The sequence below is a fragment of the Streptomyces lunaelactis genome (assembly GCF_003054555.1).
GTDB classification, from domain to species: domain Bacteria; phylum Actinomycetota; class Actinomycetes; order Streptomycetales; family Streptomycetaceae; genus Streptomyces; species Streptomyces lunaelactis.
Genome location: NZ_CP026304.1, coordinates 7,276,471 through 7,294,563, shown reverse-complemented (window position 1 = coordinate 7,294,563; position 18,093 = coordinate 7,276,471). Strand labels below are relative to the sequence as shown.

Annotated in this window: 14 protein-coding genes and 1 pseudogene; 8 read left to right on the top strand and 7 right to left on the bottom strand. The window is 68.9% G+C overall.

Translation table 11 applies throughout. From position 1 onward, the window contains the following. Nucleotides 1–13: 13 nt before the first annotated feature. Entirely contained in the window at nt 14–313 is a 300-nt protein-coding gene (locus tag SLUN_RS33280; protein ID WP_108153634.1) for an NIPSNAP family protein, read from the top strand. A 10-nt stretch (nt 314–323) separates the two neighbouring features. On the opposite strand, the gene SLUN_RS33275 is transcribed toward SLUN_RS33280, so the two are convergent. After that, the gene (locus SLUN_RS33275; RefSeq protein WP_254709970.1) at nt 324–3,875 is read right to left on the bottom strand and encodes a WD40 repeat domain-containing protein; all 3,552 of its coding nucleotides are present in this window, start codon (nt 3,873–3,875) and stop codon (nt 324–326) included. A gap of 683 nt (nt 3,876–4,558) precedes the next feature. Here SLUN_RS33275 and SLUN_RS33265 point away from each other — a divergent pair. The 3 genes from SLUN_RS33265 (at nt 4,559) to SLUN_RS33250 (ending at nt 8,422) form a co-directional block, all read left to right on the top strand. Continuing rightward, nucleotides 4,559–5,407 carry a helix-turn-helix domain-containing protein gene (locus tag SLUN_RS33265; protein ID WP_108153632.1) on the top strand — a complete coding sequence of 283 codons (849 nt, stop codon included), beginning with the start codon at nt 4,559–4,561 and terminating at the stop codon, nt 5,405–5,407. After that, nucleotides 5,404–5,613, top strand: coding sequence for a DUF397 domain-containing protein (locus tag SLUN_RS33260; RefSeq protein ID WP_108153631.1), 210 nt, complete (start codon nt 5,404–5,406; stop codon nt 5,611–5,613). The genes SLUN_RS33265 and SLUN_RS33260 overlap by 4 nt, the downstream gene beginning before the upstream one ends. 1,474 nt (nt 5,614–7,087) lie before the next feature. Then, complete coding sequence (locus SLUN_RS33250; protein ID WP_108153630.1) at nt 7,088–8,422, top strand: esterase/lipase family protein; 1,335 nt, start codon at nt 7,088–7,090, stop codon at nt 8,420–8,422. A gap of 598 nt (nt 8,423–9,020) precedes the next feature. Here SLUN_RS33250 and SLUN_RS33245 read toward each other — a convergent pair. From SLUN_RS33245 to SLUN_RS33230, 4 genes are all read right to left on the bottom strand, one after another. Then, nucleotides 9,021–9,407, bottom strand: a complete 387-nt coding sequence (locus SLUN_RS33245) for a peptidoglycan-binding domain-containing protein (RefSeq protein ID WP_159100383.1) — start codon at nt 9,405–9,407, stop codon at nt 9,021–9,023. 578 nt (nt 9,408–9,985) lie between these two features. Further along, nucleotides 9,986–10,348, bottom strand: coding sequence for an MmcQ/YjbR family DNA-binding protein (locus tag SLUN_RS33240; protein ID WP_108153628.1), 363 nt, complete (start codon nt 10,346–10,348; stop codon nt 9,986–9,988). 7 nt (nt 10,349–10,355) lie between these two features. Beyond that, nucleotides 10,356–10,781 carry a VOC family protein gene (locus tag SLUN_RS33235; RefSeq protein ID WP_108153627.1) on the bottom strand — a complete coding sequence of 142 codons (426 nt, stop codon included), beginning with the start codon at nt 10,779–10,781 and terminating at the stop codon, nt 10,356–10,358. Nucleotides 10,782–10,808: 27 nt separating this feature from the next. After that, complete coding sequence (locus tag SLUN_RS33230) at nt 10,809–11,867, bottom strand: AraC family transcriptional regulator (RefSeq protein WP_257153842.1); 1,059 nt, start codon at nt 11,865–11,867, stop codon at nt 10,809–10,811. A gap of 361 nt (nt 11,868–12,228) precedes the next feature. On the opposite strand from SLUN_RS33230, the gene SLUN_RS33225 reads away from it, so the two are divergent. Then, the gene (locus SLUN_RS33225; RefSeq protein WP_108155073.1) at nt 12,229–13,026 is read left to right on the top strand and encodes an N-formylglutamate amidohydrolase; all 798 of its coding nucleotides are present in this window, start codon (nt 12,229–12,231) and stop codon (nt 13,024–13,026) included. 46 nt (nt 13,027–13,072) lie between these two features. Here SLUN_RS33225 and SLUN_RS33220 read toward each other — a convergent pair. Both SLUN_RS33220 and SLUN_RS39695 read right to left on the bottom strand, forming a co-directional pair. Then, nucleotides 13,073–13,780, bottom strand: a pseudogene (locus SLUN_RS33220) (endoglycosylceramidase); the annotation flags it as partial. Nucleotides 13,781–13,820: 40 nt separating this feature from the next. Continuing rightward, nucleotides 13,821–13,964: a hypothetical protein gene (locus SLUN_RS39695; protein WP_159100382.1), complete on the bottom strand. Its 144-nt coding sequence runs from the start codon at nt 13,962–13,964 to the stop codon at nt 13,821–13,823. Between the two features lie 619 nt (nt 13,965–14,583). Between SLUN_RS39695 and SLUN_RS33215 the strand changes: the two genes are divergently transcribed. The 3 genes from SLUN_RS33215 to SLUN_RS33205 all read left to right on the top strand — a co-directional run bounded on the left by SLUN_RS33215 (nt 14,584) and on the right by SLUN_RS33205 (nt 18,092). Then, on the top strand, nt 14,584–14,820 hold the full coding sequence (locus tag SLUN_RS33215) for a type A2 lantipeptide (RefSeq protein WP_108153626.1): 237 nt from the start codon (nt 14,584–14,586) through the stop codon (nt 14,818–14,820). 195 nt (nt 14,821–15,015) lie between these two features. Next, on the top strand, nt 15,016–15,822 hold the full coding sequence (locus SLUN_RS33210) for an HlyD family efflux transporter periplasmic adaptor subunit (RefSeq protein ID WP_108153625.1): 807 nt from the start codon (nt 15,016–15,018) through the stop codon (nt 15,820–15,822). Continuing rightward, a complete protein-coding gene (locus SLUN_RS33205; RefSeq protein WP_108153624.1) occupies nt 15,819–18,092 on the top strand; it encodes an NHLP family bacteriocin export ABC transporter peptidase/permease/ATPase subunit in 2,274 nt (757 codons plus the stop codon). Before SLUN_RS33210 ends, SLUN_RS33205 begins: the two co-directional genes overlap by 4 nt. The last annotated feature ends 1 nt before the right edge of the window (nt 18,093 follow it).

Here is an 18,093-nt window from a genome sequence, read left to right as displayed (position 1 = left end):
GAGGATGTCTCCCATGCCCAAGACGACACAGTTGCGTACGTACACCGTCCGGGACGGCCTGCTCGACGAGTGGGTGGGGCGATGGCGGGACGAGATCGCGCCGCTGCGCCTGGAGTTGGGGTTCGCGATCGGCGGGGCGTGGATCGACCGGGAGCGCAGCCAGTTCGTCTGGCTGATCTCCTACGACGGCCCCGAGACGTTCGCGGAGCGCAATGCCGCCTACTGGGCGTCGCCCGAGCGCAAGGCGATGAACCTTGACCCGGACGACTACCTCGTCAGCACGGACGACCGCACGGTCGAGGAACGCTACTGATCACTGTCGGTCACGACAGGTCGAGCGGCAGCATGTGGTGACGCCGCTCCTCCTCCGTGAGCGTGCGGAAGACCCGGGTGCGCGCGGCTGCTTCCAGACGGTCGTAGTCAGGGACCGCCGGCCACACCCGGGCCGTCCCGTCCGCGGAACCGGTCAGCAGCCGCGCGCCGTCGCGGGACCAGGCAACCGACGTCACTTTGTCCTGGTGCACTCCGACGACTGCGGCCTCCTCGAAGGTGGCGGCCGACCAGACCCGTACCGTGCCGTCGTCCGACCCGGTGGCGATGGACCGGCCGTCGGGAGACCAGGCGACGGCACGGACCCGGCCCTCGTGGCCCTTCAGTAGGTCGATGCGTCGTCCTGTGGCCGCGTCCCACACGGCGGCTTTCCAGTCGCCGGAGGCGGTGGCGACCTGTGCTTCGTCCGGGGACCATGCCGCGTCCTCCACGTAGTTGTCGTGGCCACGAAGGACGGTGAGCTGCCGGCTCTCGGTTGTGTCCCACAGACGGCAGGTGCGGTCGTCGGAGCAGCTGGCGAGCAGCCGCCCGCTCGGTGACCAGGCCACGCGCCCCACCCAGTCCTGGTGCTCCGTCAGCTTCATCAGTTCGGTGCCGTCGCGGGCCGCCAGCACGCGTACGGTGCCGTCGTGCCCGCCGGTGGCGAGGCGACGGCCGTCGGGAGACCAGGCGCAGCCTTCGACGACCTCACCACGGTGCTCGAACAGCGTGCCGCCCCGACCGTCGGCGACCTGGAGCAGGCCGTCGTTGGTGCTGAAGGCGAGCCGGTCCCCCTGCGGTGCCCAGGACACGCTCCACGCCCGGTCGTCCAGTGTGGTCGTGGGACCGGCCGGAGCGCCCGTTGCCGCGTCCCATACACGTACCGTGCCGTCGTCCGAGGCCGTGGCGATGAGGCTGTCGTCGTCCGACCATGCCGCCTCGTTGACCGGCCCCTGGTGCCCGTCGGCGCACATGGCCTCGGCGCCGCGCGGCCGCAGGTCCCACACCACGCCGGTGCCGTCGGTGGAACTGGTGGCGAGCCGGGTGCCGCACGGCGACCAAGCGACGCCCCACACCGTGTCGGTGTGTCCGCGCAGCACAGCCAGGACCTTCGCGTCCTCGGTGCCGACGATGCGCACGGTCCGGTCGGATGACGCGGAGGCGAGCATCCGGCCGTCCGGGGACCAGGCCAGGTTCCACACGTAGTCGGTGTGTCCGCGCAGCAGCAGCCGCAGTTCGCCGGTGGCGGTGTCCCAGATGCGGGCCGTGTGGTCTCCGGAGCCCGTCGCGAGGGACCTTCCGTCCGGGGACCAGGCGACACCCTCGACGAAGTCGGAGTGCCCGGTCAGCGTCACGTCGGCCGCGCCTGCCGCCGCGTCCCACACGATGACCGTCTGGTCATGGGACGCGGAGGCGAGGCGACGCGCGTCCGGGGACCAGGCGACGCCCCAGACGTCGCCGCCGTGCCCGCGCAGTTCGTGTACGAGGGTCCCGGTCCCGGCATCCCAGACGCGCACGACCTGGTCCTTGAAGCCGGCGGCGACGTACCGGCCGTCGGGCGACCAGGCCACCTGCCTGCCGACGTCCTCGGCGCCGGAGAGCAGGCGCAGGGGCTCGCCTGACGCCGCGTCCCAGATCCTGACGACCCGGTCCCGCCCGGCGGTAGCCACCTTGGTCGAATCGGGCGACCAGGCGACGGACTCGACCATGACTCCCTCGCACGGCAGGACCAGCAGAGTGCGACCCGAGTGCGCGTCGTGGATGCGAGCCGTGCCATCCCTCGACGCGGTGGCGAGCATCCGCCCGTCCGGGGACCAGGCAATGTGACGGACGGTGTCCGTGTGCCCGTCGATGCGCGTACGGAGGTGGCCGACGGCAAGCGCGGCCATCAGGCCACGACGGGCCGACGGTGTGGGCGTGCATTCGCCGAGCGCTGCCAGGGAGAGCAGCAGGGCGCGTTCCGGCTCGGTCTCCGCGCTGGCGAGCACCGTGCGGCCGATGCTGTCGGAGACACGGCTCAGGAAGGTCAGGTCACGGCGCTGCGAGGCCTCGACCAGCGCACGGGCTGGAGCGGAAGCCCCGCCCGAGCCCTCCAGGGCTTGGAGCCAGCGTCGGGCCGCGCCGAGCCGTTCGCCGGTGAGGAGGTAGTCGTCGCTGCGGCCCGACCGTTCCCAGTCCCCCGCCCAACGTTCCAACTCGGCACGCTCACGCAGCCGTTCGGCGTGCGCCTCGACCTCCTGCCGCAGCGGGGCCCACTGACGGAACAGGGCCTCATGCGTCACCTCCGCGTACGGCTCCTGTCCAGCGGGCACATCGCCGCGTACGCCGGTGCGCAGCAGGCGCGCGTCGATGAACGCGTCCACCACATGGCGCTCCTGCTCCGTCAGCTCGGAAAGCATTACGTGCCGGCGGGCGACGTCCTGGCCCTCCACGGTGACGAACTTGAGCAGGACGCGCAGGACGGCGTCGATGCCCACCCCCGAACCGAGGCTCGCCACAGTATTGTCGGCCTGCCGCGCCAGCGCGCCGGGTACGCCGCCGAGTTGGCGGTACAGCTCCTCGGTGACCGTCCCGCCGGGACCGGACGCGAAGTACAGCTCCTGGAGAAGGTAGGCCAGCAGCGGGAGCGCGTCGTCGGTGCCGGTCTCGTCGACGATGGTGTCGACCACTCCGGGCGCGAAGCCGAGGCTCACCAGGGCTCCCGGGCACTCCACCACTTGGGCCAGCTGTGCCCGGCCCAAGGTGCCGATGGCGACGGGATGCTGGAGCAGTTCGGCGTGGCTGGTGCCGAGGAGCCGGCCGAGCAGGTCCACCCGGAGCGTGGCCAGCACGCGGACTGCGGGGTCGCGTTCCAGGCACTGGCGCAGGGCGTCGAGGAACTGGGCGCGTTCCCGCTCCCCCGCGAGGGTGACGAGCTCCTCGAACTGGTCGATGACGACCAGTACTCGTCGGAAGCGTCCGCCGCGCAGCCGTGACAGCTCCGCCCGCAGACCGTCCGGGCCTTGGCGCAGCCGCCGCAGCACGGCAGCGGCCGGCTCCTGCCCGCCGACGGCATCGGCGAGTGCTGCGGCGAGTGCGGCGAGCGGGCTCGCTCCGGGTGAGAAGGCCGGGACGAGAGTCCACCGGCGCTCTCTGAGCCGGGGCATCACACCGGCCCTGACCAGAGAGGACTTGCCGCTGCCCGATGCGCCGACCAGGAGGAGGAAGCGCTCAGCGGGCCGGGTCGCGGTGCCGTGGAGTCTGCGGGTGAGCTCGGCGGCCTGCGACTCGCGGCCGAAATAGACCGGTGCCTCGTGCTCGTCGAACGCGTCCAGCCCGGGGTACGGGACCCTGTCACGCGGCCATTCGACCCGCGGCGATGCGGGGTTCTCCAGCCGGTACACGAAGACCTGGCCCACCACCATGGCCACCACGAGCAGACCGATGGCCGGTACGGACACGCGCTGGATGACCTGCAACACCCAGGGAACGTCGTCGGTGCTGGTGGCGTAGTTGGTGGCGATGCCCAGTAAGCATGCGACCAGCACCAGCATGATCTGGAGCGCCACCTGCATGCGCTGCCTCATGCACCACCCGCCGCTGTCCGGCCGCTCGCGTGCATCTGCGGCACTCCCCCGCCCCCGTTCTGTCGGTGTCCCCGAACCGCTCACTCCCGAGGCCAGGTTCGTCTCGGCTCGGACAGCAGTTGCGCGGGCACTATGCGCCTGAACATCATCGGTGCGCACGGTGACCCGTTCAACAACGAACGGAGAAACCGGCCAGATGCCTCGCCGGTTCCGCACACTTCGAAGCGGAGCGATACATATGGCCCGCAGCGGGAGGTCAAGGCTTCATCGGATTACGTTGCCGACGGCACGAAACCGGGGGGATCCTGACGCCACCGGCCTTACTGGCCCGCAAAGCAGCCTTGAAGTTCTGCTCCAGAAGCCCCGTCATGCGCTCCATGCGATCGGTGTTCAGATGGTCGAGGTCGATGTTGAGGAGGTCGCGCGCGGTGGGCCGCCGTAGGCGGGTGAGCGGGTAGGCGGAGACACCAGCGAGCGGGTAGAGCCAGTCCGTCGGAGGAGTGGCGTTGAGTGGGGCGGGGGCGGACAGCGCTGGGCACTGAGGGACACACGATGGGGTGCCGCTTCGCCGCTTCGGGCTGCTCAGCCGGTGGTGCGCCGTAGCCTGCCGTTAAGGGCGCGACAGTCTGTACGCCGGTGGTGGTGGTGAAGGTGGCAGGCGAGCGGAACGGGGGTGGTGCGGGGTGGAGTTCACGGGACCGGTTGAAGACAACGACGACGCAGCGGAACTCTTCCGCGTGATCGGCCGTCAGCTGAGGCTGCTGCGGGAACGGACCGGGCTGACGCAACGGGAGCTGGGCGAGCAGCTGGGGTACAGCGAGGACCTGATCCGCTCGTTGGAGCGCGGCCGGCGCACACCTCAGCCGGACTTCCTGGCGGCGGCGGATGAGTTGCTGGACGCGGGTGGACTGCTGCGGGCTGCGACGGAGGACGTGGGGCGGGCGAAGGCGCGGGCAAGGGTGCGGCACCCGGCGTGGTTTCAGGACTACGCACGCCTAGAGACCCAAGCGGTGGAGATCAGCTTTTTCAGCACACTGACCGTCCCAGGACTTCTTCAGACCGAGCCTTACGCACGTACCACCTTCGCAGTGCGGCAACCCCTGCTCGACGAGAGGACGATCGAGGAGCGGGTCGCCGCTCGACTGGATCGACAAGAGATTCTGACGGCTTGGCCAGCTCCGGTGGTCACCGTCGTGCTTGATGAGTCTGTACTTCGGCGTGAGATCGGCGGACCGGCCGTACAGCGGGAACAGCTCAAGCGCCTGCTTGTGTCCAGCCAATTCCGCAGCACAACGATCCAGATCCTGCCCATGGACTGCGAGGGATACGCGGGCGTGGACGGTCCCTTCATCCTGCTCACGCCGAAGGGCAAACCGCAGCTCGGATACTCGGAGGTACAGGGTGTGGCCAACCTCGTCACCGACCCGGAGGAGGTACGTATGCTGGCCGTGCGCTACGGAACCATTCGAGGCCAGGCCCTCACACCACGCGAGTCCATGGCCCTGATCGAGAAGCTGCTGGGAGACCGATGAGCACGCAGGCATCACCGTCGACGGGTTCGGCAGAGCTGTCTTGGTTCAAGAGCAGTTACAGCGGCGGAGAGGGCGGCGAGTGCGTGGAGGTCGCCCACTCCCCTTCTCGCGTGCACGTCCGCGACTCGAAGAAGCTTCAGGGCCCACACATCAACATGGCTCCGGCAGGGTGGAGTTGCTTCGTGCGGTTCGCCGCACAGAGCTGACTCACTCGGGTGGTACCGCTGACGGCATCACCTTGAGGCATCGCTCTCACTGGTACTGCGCACCCATCGCCACGGCGACGATGAGCCACATCCAGATGACGTGCACGGCGAGCACAGGCCTGCGTGATGTCGACTACTGCCCTCTTCCACTGCCGACGGGTGAATCCAGACGCCGAAGAGGAAGCCGGCCACGGCCAGGTGCCCGACACGAACGAACACCACTGCCCAGAGCGGCGCTTCGACCAGGACAGGCGTCCCGGTGAGCGCCGAGCCGAAGGAGAACAGGCTTCCAGAGACTCCAGTTCCGCCACCAGGCGGTCGAACTCCTCCGCCAGCGCGTCGAACTGTGCGCGCTGGATGCCGAGGATGGCAAGGTCAACCGTGAGTTGGCTCAGCCGTTTCTTCACATCCCGCTCAGCAGCCATCTCTTGCGGTGATCCCCGTCGGCCTGCGGCGCCTTGTTCCGCTTCTGTCTGGGCCAGCCTGGCCACGCGGATGAGCAGCTGCATGCGGTTGCTCGGCGGTATCGGTGCTGGCCAGAGCCTCGTCGAGGCCGTTGCATACATAACGACCCATCACATCCAACGAGACGTCGGCGGTCTTCGGAGCAAGGCTGGTCGACATGATCAGATCCTTCGATGGGGAAATCGCACGTCTTTTCTGTATGAGCGCGGAACACAGCCCGGAGCCGTGTTACCACCAGAAAACGGGCTCGAACCGACACAGGTGGCCCACCGTCACTGGTTATCGATGAATGCCAACGGATTCTCGGCGAATCATTCCTGAAGAACGAAATCAGTGAATGATTCTCGCAACAGACGCTACATCGCTGTGATCGTATGCGCGATGTGGATACCGGAAGCGCGCTGAATCATTCCTCCTACTGAGGGAATGACACTGCGGTCGCCGCTTCCGCGTACCCGGATCACCAGGTTCGACTGCTTCTGCACCGATGACGGGGGCTGCGCTGCGGGGCAACTGGGCGATCGGCCAACATTGCCGCAATGCCCACGTGGAGGTAACAGGGACCGGGCAGGGGGATGTGCTGGGTGGAAGTCGTGGGGGCGCCGTTCGAGGGGATCGCCGGCCACGGTGATCTGGGCGGCCTGCGAGGTCGCGACCAGGCACTCGCGGACGTAGCTGCGGGTGAGAGGCCGGCCTTCGGCGCCGTACCTGCGTTGGAACAGCAACGGCATGGGCGGGCTCCAGGTCTGCTCAAACACGTCATAGGCCGACACCAGCGGCAAGGCGGCGTTCCCGGCCCGGACCCGGAAGATGACCGCGGTCAGAATCTCGACACTGATGACACGCTAGGTTACTAAGCTGTTACAGTCAGTTACAACGCGGATGGAGCCCTGAGTACGTGCCGGGGTTGGCGGCAACTCCAATGCACTGCCCTGCCCAATCGCATGTGGGCACGGTGCAACTGCTGTGCACGTCGAGCGGCACGTCCATGAGAGCAGAGGCGGTAGTCATGGCACAGGAAGCCAGGATCGACGTCGAGTTGACGGCGAAGCAGGATGAAGGGAAGCCCCCGGCCGAGGCATCGGCGACGCTCGCCGGGGCGCTGGAGCCGAGCGTCTGGTTCGCGAGCCCGGCGCGTGCGACCCGCACCGAGGATCGGAAGCCGAGGATCTGGGAGCTGCGGTCCGCCCGGCCGTACCGACGCGAGGTCGCGACCGGATCAGCGGCGGTGTACTTGGCCAACGGGCGCAAGAGCCTGGAGCGGCCCTTCATCTTCGCGGACGGCTTCAACTACGGCCCCAGCGATCTGCCGGGGCTGTGGGAGCACTTCAACGCGCCCTACAAGAAGGGCAAGCCCGGCTTCCTCGACCAGCTGCTCGCCGCGGGCATCGACGTCGTCCTGGTCGGCTTCGAGCAGCGGCACACCTACATCCAGGCGAACGCCGGTGTGGTGATCAGCGCCATCCAGCAGGCCATCATCGAGAAGCAGGGTGATACCCCGCTGATCGTGGGCGGAGTGAGCATGGGCGGCATGATCACCCGCTATGCCCTCGCCGAGATGGAGCACCAGGGCATGGACCACCAGACCGAGACCTACATCTCCTGGGACACCCCCCACAACGGGGCGTGGATCCCGCTGGTGCTCCAGCAGATGGCCTACTTCTTCGAGTCCTTCCCCACCGGCAACCCCGACGCGCCCAAGCAGGCCGACCTGATCAGGAGCCCCGCAGCCCAGCAGCTGCTGTGGGCCTGGGTCGAGAATGCCAAGTACTCCGGCCCTGTCGCCACCACCAGCGAACTCCGCAAGCAGTTCCTGGCGGAGCTGGAGCAGTACGGCCAGTTCCCGGTGCGGCCCCGCAAGCTGGGCGTGGCCAACGGCACCGGCACCGGCACCGGCCGCGACCTGCCGCCCGGCGAGACGGTGTTCGACTGGCGGCTGCCGCTGGTCGCCGCCGCGACGGCCCGCTTCCAGCCCAACGCCGGCGAGCGCCAGCCGATCGGCGAGATGAAGGCACTGGGCCAGGTACGCCGCGGCAACACCTCCCACGTACCCGCCCTCGACGGCGCGCCCGGCGGCAGTCTCGCCTCCTTCGGCATGATCGCCGACGCGCTCAGGGCCGAGATCCCGCAGGAATACCGCAGCGGCTGCTTCGTCCCGGCGGTGAGCGCGGTAGCGCTGGACTTCGACCCGGTCACATGGAACGTGAACCCTTACGAGGACATCGAGTCACTGCCCGCCGAGAAGAGCATGCTCGACGAGTTCAAGTGCGACACCAAGAACACCGAGCACAGCCAGGTCACCGAGACGCTGGCCGACTGGGCCGTGGAGCGGATCGTCGGCTGACGCCAACGATCCGTGCGCTGCGGCCACTTCGGCGGCCTACCTGCCTCCGGAGTGACCGCGGTGCATCACGCCGCGTCAGGCCGCGGCCGGGCACCCAGTGATGCCTGTTGGGCCACGTCTCCAGGGTCGCCCACCAGCGACTACTCGTGCCGGTCGGTGTGTCGCCCCGGGCCTCGTCCTCCTTGGTTTCGGGTCGGCCGTCGAAGGCCCGGCGCCGAGCACGCCGGGAGTACCAGGCCAGCAGGCTGTACTGGTGGCCAGCGGCGCTAAGAAGCTGTGTATGAGGGCTGAATGACAAGCTGAGCGGTGGCTCTGTGCAGGGCAGAGGCCCGTTACCTGCCAACTGAAATGCGGCGGGACAGCTGGTCGTTGCCGTCGCCCGGTGACGGCAACCTACGCCGAGCTCTTGGTCAGCCAACCGGTGCGAATGCAGTCCTGGTTGGGGACGGTCGTGGGGTGGACCATGACAGCAGGAATGGGTACGGCAGCGGCCGCAGTGAGTGAGTCCGCTGTGCTGACGGCCGTGTCGCGGAAAACAGAGCTGGGGTCAGCGCCGGTCACCGAGCTCATGGGACAGTCCAGGTGAGCCGGGTCGGACTCAGAAGTGGCTCGGCACGACCTGGTAGCAGTTGTCGATCGATACGCCCCAGGGCGTTGTCCAGGGTCCATTCTTCTCGACCTTGGCGTGCTCGATCCCCCAGAGAACCTCGCTGCCGGTGTTTTTGCCGACCTTGCCGTCGACGGACAGCCCCATGTCCCCCTGGAAGTTCCTGACCTGGCTCAGGGTGTGATTTCCGAACTGCCCGTCCTGCGAGGTCCAGGCATCTGATCGTTGGTGATAGCTGATGCCGACCTGGACGCAGTACACCTTGAATCCGGTCATTCCGTATCTGATCTCGGGCGCGTTGGGCGAGGCGCTTGCGGTGCTGATCGTTCCGGCCGTTACAGCGCCCGCGAGCGCGAGAATGGTTGCGGATCGGCGCATGCTGTGACGCATCGAGTTCCCATCTGTGAGTGAGAGCGGGATTGGAGAGGTGCACGTCGGCCCGCGCCGCGACCGCGGCGTAATAAGCTGAGGCTGCGTACGAAACGTTGGACGTTGCGGCTGCTTAGCAGATCCCGCACCCACGTATGCCGTCCGGATGTGTCAGTTCTCCGCGTGAATTCGGTTGTTCTTGGGGCCTGGACGCCCGCGGAGCGTGTCCCGCGGCGGTGTCAGCAACCGGACGCCGAGGTGTACGACGCACTCCTCCAGGCACCGTTGATCACGCCAGTTCGCCATAGGCAGCGCGGACTACGCCGGTCCGCCCCAGCCGAACGGTCACACCTGAAAGGTGCAAACGTTCGACGTCAGCGGACCTCTCCGCGGCGGGCGGGACGGCGTCGAACAGAACGGCTGTCGGCAACGCTGTTCCGGTCGGCGCGGATCTGTCCGGCTTCCGCGCCGTGATCTGGTGTGAGCGGTCCTTCGTCTCCTTTGGCGCCACCGGCCTCTCCTCATCGGCTTGATGCGATGACCACAAGTCCGCCACCCGAATGGGCCTCCTCCAGGCGAGGTTCTGGTCAGCCCTCCGCCTCCAGTGCCGCGGTCAAGCGCGCGGGGGCGACCAGGCAGTAGGCGTCTAAAACGAGGTCCTTCACCCGGTCCCAGTCGACGGCGACATCGAGGTAGATGCCGATCCAGCCCCGGTGGCCGACGTAGGGCGGGCGGAAGAAGTGCACCGGGTCGGAGGCGACCAGGTGCTCCTGAACTCCGGCCGGTGCAGCGCACCAGAATGCGAGCCGGTCGTCGTGGTGGTGGTCGGAGAAGGTGACGAACATCTTCTTCCCGGCGAACCAGCTGGGTTCCCCGTGGCTGAGCCGCTCGTCCGCCTCGGGGAGTGCCAGGCAGATCGACCGGAGCCGGGCCGACGCCGAACGTGCCATGGCCGGATCAGCCCGGATCCGCGGCCTTGCGGGGCTCCCCGCGATAGGTACCGAACGACCACCGATTGCCTTCGGGATCGCGGGCGGCGAAATCTCTGGAGCCGTAGTCGGTTTCGCGCAGCTCGGAGGTGATCTCGGCGCCGGCGGCCTTCGCGCGGGCGTACAACCCGTCGGGGTCGGCGGTAACCACGTACGCGCCGATGCTTCCGGGGCGCAGCGGCCAGGCGTCGTCCTCGCCGTCCTGCTTCGCCGAGCCGAGCATGATCCCACCGCCTTCCGGCCAGGACAGCTGGGCGTGGTCGACTCGGTCACCCGCCCCGTGGACCACCGTCTCCTCAAATCCGAACGCGTCGATCAGAAACCGGATCAGCGCGCGGGCATCGTGGGCCCGCAGGGTGGGCCACACCTGCGGTGCCGGTGTCGTGTCGTCCATGTCCACCAAGCCTCCTCGGCCAGTCCTTCAGTACTGGTTGGGCTCTTGCTGCAGCCAACCTTCCACTGGTGCGCCGCTGGGGGCTTGGACGTTTCGGAACTCCTCGGCCAGCCACGTGCTCGGGGCGCAGCCCGCCAGGGAGCGGAACTCACGCGCGAGGTGTGCCTGGTCGAAGTAGCCGCACTTCGCAGCCACGTCGGCGAGCCGGGGAAGCTCCGACCGACCGGCATCGGCTGCCAGCAGTCTGCGGGCGCGGTCGAATCGGACTACCCTCGCGGCGGCCTTCGGCGTGAGCCCGGTCTCCCGGCGGAAGCGGTCCGCCAGATGGCGTCCGCTCCAGCCGACCTCGTCCGCCAGCGCCGACACCGGTACGGCACCGCCGGTGCGGATCAGCAGCTGCCAGGCGCGGGCGACCTCGGGCGGAACGCCTCCGTAGGGGGAGGTCGCCCGGAGCAACAGCTTGTCCAGCACGGCGAAGCGCTCCGGCCAGCTGTCGGCCGCCTGCAGCCGTGCCTGGAGCTCACCGCACACGCGGCCCAGGACGGCGTCTGCGGGAAGATCGGTGTTGGCCAGCTCACCGGCCGGCAGGCCGAGCAGCGCCCGCGCACCGAGCGGGTGGAGCGCGATCTGGATACCCGACTGCCGGCCTTCGTGAGTGATCAGCGCCGGTGACGTGTGCAGGCCGCCGAGCAGGGTGTCGTAATTCCCCGGGGCCTGTCGGGGATCAGGGTGGCCGGCCACGGTGAGCACATCATCGAGCGTGAAGATCAGTGTCAGGTAGGGCGAGGGCATCCCCCGGTGCTGTGCGGCCGGGAAGCCGCCCTGACGGTAGCCGGTGTACCAGGCCACAAAGGGCCGAAGCGCGGCGGCGGCCCGAACGCGGACCGACTCGTTGACCACGCCGTGGCAGGGGAAGGCCGTAGCCGCCGCGGCGACCCGCCCGCGCGGCGGGGAGCCGACGTACGGCCCTGGGATGTCCACTCGCGGCACGCTGTCCACGCCACCAGTATCGGCCCGCCAGGCCAAGGAGTCGCAGAGGAGGTCCTGCCGGATCGACTGGACCATGGTCAGCGTCGACTCGACCACGTGCCGCGCGCACCAGCAATGTCGAGGTACAGCCTCATCTGTCCACCCGCGTACGAGCTAACCCCCGGGCCCGAGGATCGCCTGGGACGACGAGACGGCCCGCGCCGCGCTGGTCGACGCACTGGTCACCGACGCACATCTCCTACTCGGGCACCTGCCCGAGCAGGAGATGGGTGAGAAGGCGGCGAACGCGGTCGGCTTACTTCGCAGCGGCCTCTTGCTCAGCCTCCCGCGATACTACGTGCTGGCCACCCGGGCCCGTTTCGAACTGCACCTCGGTTACGCGGGGGGCCTGCGAACCCCCGCCATCGCTGGGATTCCTGGGCACGTACTGACACGCGGACAGGCGATGAGGACAACCATGAACGACGCGCCCGACTCCTTCCAACTCCTTCCCGGCGCCGCCGACTCGCCGGTTATCCTTCACGTCCCGCACTCCTCGCGGGTCATTCCCGAGTCGGTGCGTGACAGCATCGTGCTGGACGACCCCGCGCTCGAGCTCGAGCTCGACCACATCACCGACTCCCATACGGCGGAGATCGCTGCCGCCGCTGCCGAGGCTGCCCCGACGGGCCCTTGGAGGTTCGTCAACGGGCTGTCCCGTCTGGTGATCGACCCCGAGCGCTTCCCCGACGAGCGCGAGGAGATGCTCGCCGTCGGCATGGGGGCCGTCTATACGCACACCACTCACCGCGAGCGGCTCCGCTCACCGGACCTGGACCCGCAGCCCTTGATCGACCGCTATTTCCATCCCTACGCGGAGGCGATGACCGCGGCGGTCGACGAGCGGCTGGCGGCCACCGGGCGTGCCGTCGTCATCGACATCCACTCGTACCCGACCGATCCGTTGCCGTACGAGCTGCACGGCGACGGGCCGCGGCCCCCGGTCTGCCTCGGCACCGACGACGTCCACACTCCCCCGCAGCTGCTCGCCCACGCGGAGAGGGCATTCGGCGGCTTCGGTGGTACCGGTATCAACAGCCCCTTCGCCGGCACGTATGTGCCGCTGAAGTTCTACGGCAAGGACCCCCGCGTCAGCGCGTTGATGATCGAGATCCGGCGGGACGTCTACATGAGTGAGCCGGGCGGCCCGGCGGGTCCCGGCCTCGCCGCGCTCGCCGGCGCCGTGGCTCATCTGGTCCAGGCGCTCACGGATTGATCCTGTCAGCCGGTTGGACGACTAACGGCACCCGGCCGAGGCGACTTCAGCCGCGACCCGCCGCCCACGCCGCCAGTTCGCCCCGCGCGCCGCTCAGCAGCTCCGCCGAGGGCGCCGCCGCCCCATTGGTGACCAGTGCGTAGTGCAGGCCCACCGGATTCTCCGCGGTGAGCAGCAGGCGGCGGCTGCCCGTCCCGCCCGGCTCGGGGGCGACGGCTATCGGGGTGCCTCGTGTGTACGCGGGAGGTCCGACGGCCGTGCCGAGGTCGGAGATCACCGTCGTCCGGGGGGTGTCGAAGGACGCCGGCAGGTGCAGTTCGGTGGGGACGGAGGTGCCGTCCGAGTGCCAGAGCAGGAGGCCGTACTGGCCCGAGCCGACGAGCTCGGAGACCCGCGGCAGTGACGTCGGGACCGGATTCCAGGTGAGCGTCGCGGAGCCGTCGCGGGAGCGGTCCTCGTAGGTGAAGGCCAGCGCGCGGCCCGCGGTGGCGCCGGGGTAGAGCCGGTCCAGCAGGCGGGCGTCCTGGCGGAGTACGGGCGTGCCGGAGTCGTCGAGGCGGACGGCCGACAGGTCCTCGTCGTTCCAGGCATCGCCCGAGGTCCGGACCTTGGCGGGGTTGCCGTTCATGAGCTCGTGGTGGCGGCCGTTGTAGATGTCCCACTGCCATTGCGTACCGGACAGGACCGGCCCCGACTGCTCGGGCTTCGCCCACCAGCCGGCGCCCGGGAGGCGGAAGTCCAGAGCCTGGTACACGCGGTGGCCGCTGCCAGATAAGTGCGGTCCACCTGGCCCCTCAGGCAGCGGCCTGCGCGTCGAACCAGAGGGGGCCGGCGAGGGGCGCGGCGGCGGACGGTGCGCCTCCTGCGGTCAGGGAGGTGGTCAGGCACGCGACCACGAGGACGAGCAGACCGATCAGACGCGCACGCATCTTCACCATGCCCCTCACGGTTCCTGACGCACCGTCAGACTATCAACACTTCGGCACCATCCCGCGACGGCGACTGCGAGCGCGCCCGGCGACCCATGGCCAAAAGCACCGCGAACGGCAATCGCAGCACCCATTGCTCGAAACGTCGAGCTATCGGAAGGAAATCGCCTATTCCACCCCGCGTCCGGCGCAACTCCGTTATGGGGTTATGTTCCCCGCGCGCGGCACGTCGGCGAATCTGCACACTGAATACTCAGGTGACACACCGTCTCCCACGAACCCGCCCCGTACTGACTGGCCCATCAGCCCCTTGGTGCGGGAATGTCCTGTTCGAGGTCACGGGGCCGCCGGCTGACAGGAGTCAGTGCGGGCGACAACGTGAAGAAGATGCCACCAATCCATGGACACTCGTGCACGTCCCGTAATTCGGCGGAGGGGTACGGTCCGGATCCTTAGTTGTCCGACTGGCTGCGCAACACGCCTGCGTGCTTTGATCCTTCGCACTGCGGGAGTCGCCCCAGGGTTCCCGATTTCTTCGGGCATCCGACGACCGCTGCCGCGGCCGGACCGCCTTTCGGGAACGCCCGGCCGCAGCCATTTCGAGATATCCATTGAAGGGAAGCTCCTCATGAACTCCACCCCCCAGGTTCAGACCCAGGAAATCTCCGACGCCGACCTGGACAACGTGTCCGGTGGCCTGGTGGGCCAGGCTGCCGGTGCCGTCCTCGGCACCGTCGACTCGGTCGTCCCGGTCTCCGGCCTCGTGGGCGCCGCTTCCGGCACCGTCGGCTCCGTCGTCGGCACGGCCGAGGGCCTCACCGGCCTGAACACCGGTGGCGTCACGGGCCTGGTCGCCGGTCTCTGAGCTGATCGCGTGCCGCTGAGCGGCACAGCCACCCGCGGTGACTACGGCTTCGTCGGCCCCCCCTCCTTGCCGGCAAGCCACGCCGTATGCCCCGGACCCAGCCAGGTTCCGGGGCATACGGTCGCCGCCACCGTCGGGCCCGCAACGGGCTCCGGCGTGCCCGACAGAAACCATTGCAGTTGAGGGAAGAGTGTCGTGCAGTTCCGCCAACAGGCCCTTTCCAAGCTGCAATCGCCCGAAGAAATAGATCTGCCGGTGCGCTTCGCCCGGCCGCAGGGCCGGCTCGTCCTGACCGTCACGGTCCTGGTGATGATCGCCGCATCCTTCTGGGCAGTGACCGGCACCGTGTCGTCCACCCTCGGCGCTCCCGGCGTCCTCACCCACGCACAGGGCAGTTACGTCCTGCAGAGCCCCGTCGCGGGCCAGGTCACCGACGTACTCGCCGAGGAAGGCGCACGGGTTCCCGCCGACGCGCCCCTGGTGAAGGTCCGTACCGCCCAGGGCAGCGCCGTCGTCCGCACGATCGCCGCAGGCCGGCTGACGACCCTGGCCGCCACGATCGGATCCGTGGTCACGACCGGATCGGACATCGCGGCCGTGGAGCGGGTGGAAGAGGCCGACGATCCCCTGATGGTCATGCTGTACGTTCCGGCCGGCTCCGGATCGACGGTGCCCGTGGGCGCGTCCGTGGACATCACCGTGCAGTCGGTACCGACACAGCAGTACGGGGTACTGCGCGGCAAGGTCAAGGCAGTCGGCCGGACCGCCCAGACCCGCCAGCGGATCACCGGCTTCCTCGGCAGCAGCCAGCTGGGCGAGCAGTTCTCGCAGAAGGGCCAGCCCGTATCGGTCCTGGTGCGCCTCGCCCCGTCGGCAGGCACCAAGTCCGGCTACGCCTGGTCGTCCTCGGAGGGACCGCCGTACGCGATCGACTCCATGACCCTGGCCACCGGCGCCATCCACCTCGCCGAGCAACATCCGATCGATTGGCTGCTTCCATGACCGCGCAGCAGCAACTGCCTCCGGCGGGCCGCGGCCGGCATCGCCCCGACAGCGCGCCCGCCTCCCGGCGCCGCGCGCACGGCGGCCGCCCCCCAGGGCCCCCCAAGGTCAAGAAGCGGAAAGCCGTTCGCACCCCCACCGTGCTCCAGATGGAGGCCCTGGAGTGCGGGGCCGCCTCGCTGGCCATGGTGCTCGCGCACTTCGGGAAGCATGTGCCGCTCGAGGAGCTGCGTATCGCGTGCGGTGTATCCCGCGACGGCTCGCGGGCCAGCAACCTGCTCAAGGCCGCCCGCAGTTACGGCCTGCAGGCCAAGGGTATGCAGATGGAACCGGCCGCGCTCGCCGAGGTGCAGGCGCCCGCCATCCTGTTCTGGGAGTTCAACCACTATGTCGTCTACGACGGCATGGGCCGCAAGCTCGGCCGCCGTGGCGTACACATCAACGACCCCGACAAGGGCCGCCGTTTCGTGTCGATGGAGGACTTCGACACCAGCTTCACCGGGGTCGCCCTGGTCTTCGAGCCGACCGAGGCCTTCCGCCGGGGCGGCCGCAAACCGGGAATCATGGGCGCCGTGCCCGCGAGGATGCGCGGCACGACGGGCACCCTGCTGGCCGCTCTGCTGGCCAGCCTGCTGCTCGTCGCCGTCGGCGCGGCGATGCCGGCGCTGAGCCGTACGTACATCGACATGTTCCTGATCGGCAACCAGACCTCGCTGCTGGGACCCCTCTTCGCGTCGATGGCCACGATGGTGGCGCTCACCGCCGTGCTGACCGCTCTCCAGCAGGCGAATCTGCTGCGCGGCCGCATCATCTCGTCCACGCTCAGCAGCGCACGCTTCCTGCGGCATCTGCTGCGGCTGCCCGTCACCTTCTTCGCGCAGCGCAGCCCGGCCGATCTGGTCCAGCGGCTGCAGTCCAACGACGCGGTGGCCGAAACTCTGGCGCGGGATCTCGCCGCCGCGGGTGTGGACGGGGTCGTCGTGATCCTCTACGCCTTCCTGCTGTGGACGTACGACCCTCAGCTCACCTTCGTCGGTGTGCTGATCGCCCTGCTCAACGTGGTCGCGATGCGCATCGTGATCCGGCTGCGCGCGACCAACACCCAGAAACTGCGCGCAGACAGCGCCCGGCTGACCAACACCTCGTACACCGGCCTTCAGCTGATCGAGACGATGAAGGCCACCGGCGGCGAGAACGGCTACTTCCGCCGCTGGGCGGGCCAGCACGCGACGACGCTGGAGGTACAGCAGCGTCTTGGCGTGCCGAGCGCGTTCCTGGCCGTCGTCGCGCCCACCCTCGCGACGCTCAACAGTGCGCTGATCCTCTGGATCGGCGGGCTGCGGGCGGTGGAGGGCCACATCTCGATCGGTCTGCTCGTCGCCTTCCAGGCGCTGGTGACGCGCTTCACCGCTCCGATCGCGCGGCTGAACGGCGTGGCCGGCCGGATCCAGGACTTCGCGGCCGATGTGGCACGGCTGAAGGACGTCGAGAACTTCCCGGTCGACTCGCTCTACTCACGCCGGGAGCCGGACGCGAGCACCCGCCGCCTCACGGGCCATGTGACGCTGGAGAACGTCACCTTCGGCTACAGCCCGCTGGACAAACCACTGCTCAGCGGCTTCTCGCTGGCGGTCGGCCCCGGCCGGCAGGTCGCGCTCGTCGGCGGATCCGGCAGCGGCAAGTCCACCGTCTCCCGGCTGATCTCCGGCCTCTACAGCCCCTGGGAGGGGACGATCCGGATCGACGGACAGCGCCTGGAGGACATCTCCCGCAGCGCACTGGCCGCCTCGGTCTCCTTCGTCGACCAGGACGTCTTCCTCTTCGAAGGCACCGTCCGGGACAACGTGGCGCTGTGGGACCCGTCGATAACCGACGAGGCCGTCGTCACCGCCCTCAAGGACGCGGCCCTCTACGACGACGTGATCGCGCGGCGCCCCGACGGCATCCACAGCCGGGTCGAACAGGACGGCCGCAATTTCTCCGGCGGGCAGCGCCAGCGGCTCGAGATCGCCCGCGCGCTGGTGCGGCGCCCGAGCATCCTGGTGCTCGACGAGGTGACGAGCGCCCTGGACGCGGAGACCGAGCGGGTCATCATCGACAATCTGCGGCGGCGCGGCTGCGCGTGCGTCGTGATCGCCCACCGGCTGAGCACGGTGCGCGACAGCGACGAGATCGTGGTCCTCGACCACGGTTCGGTCGTCGAACGTGGCCGGCACGAGGACCTGGTCGCCGCCGGGGGCCCGTACGCCGAGCTGGTCAAGGAGCACTGAC

Bases quoted from the DNA above. Each gene is read 5' to 3' on its own strand.
- SLUN_RS33225 (WP_108155073.1), top strand. From the start codon at position 12,229: ATGAACGACGCGCCCGACTCCTTCCAACTCCTTCCCGGCGCCGCCGAC.
- SLUN_RS33245 (WP_159100383.1), bottom strand. From the start codon at position 9,407: ATGCGCCGATCCGCAACCATTCTCGCGCTCGCGGGCGCTGTAACGGCC.
- SLUN_RS33215 (WP_108153626.1), top strand. From the start codon at position 14,584: ATGAACTCCACCCCCCAGGTTCAGACCCAGGAAATCTCCGACGCCGAC.
- SLUN_RS33205 (WP_108153624.1), top strand. From the start codon at position 15,819: ATGACCGCGCAGCAGCAACTGCCTCCGGCGGGCCGCGGCCGGCATCGC.
- SLUN_RS33235 (WP_108153627.1), bottom strand. From the start codon at position 10,781: ATGGACGACACGACACCGGCACCGCAGGTGTGGCCCACCCTGCGGGCC.
- SLUN_RS33250 (WP_108153630.1), top strand. From the start codon at position 7,088: ATGGCACAGGAAGCCAGGATCGACGTCGAGTTGACGGCGAAGCAGGAT.
- SLUN_RS33260 (WP_108153631.1), top strand. From the start codon at position 5,404: ATGAGCACGCAGGCATCACCGTCGACGGGTTCGGCAGAGCTGTCTTGG.
- SLUN_RS39695 (WP_159100382.1), bottom strand. From the start codon at position 13,964: ATGGTGAAGATGCGTGCGCGTCTGATCGGTCTGCTCGTCCTCGTGGTC.
- SLUN_RS33275 (WP_254709970.1), bottom strand. From the start codon at position 3,875: ATGAGGCAGCGCATGCAGGTGGCGCTCCAGATCATGCTGGTGCTGGTC.
- SLUN_RS33240 (WP_108153628.1), bottom strand. From the start codon at position 10,348: ATGGCACGTTCGGCGTCGGCCCGGCTCCGGTCGATCTGCCTGGCACTC.
- SLUN_RS33280 (WP_108153634.1), top strand. From the start codon at position 14: ATGCCCAAGACGACACAGTTGCGTACGTACACCGTCCGGGACGGCCTG.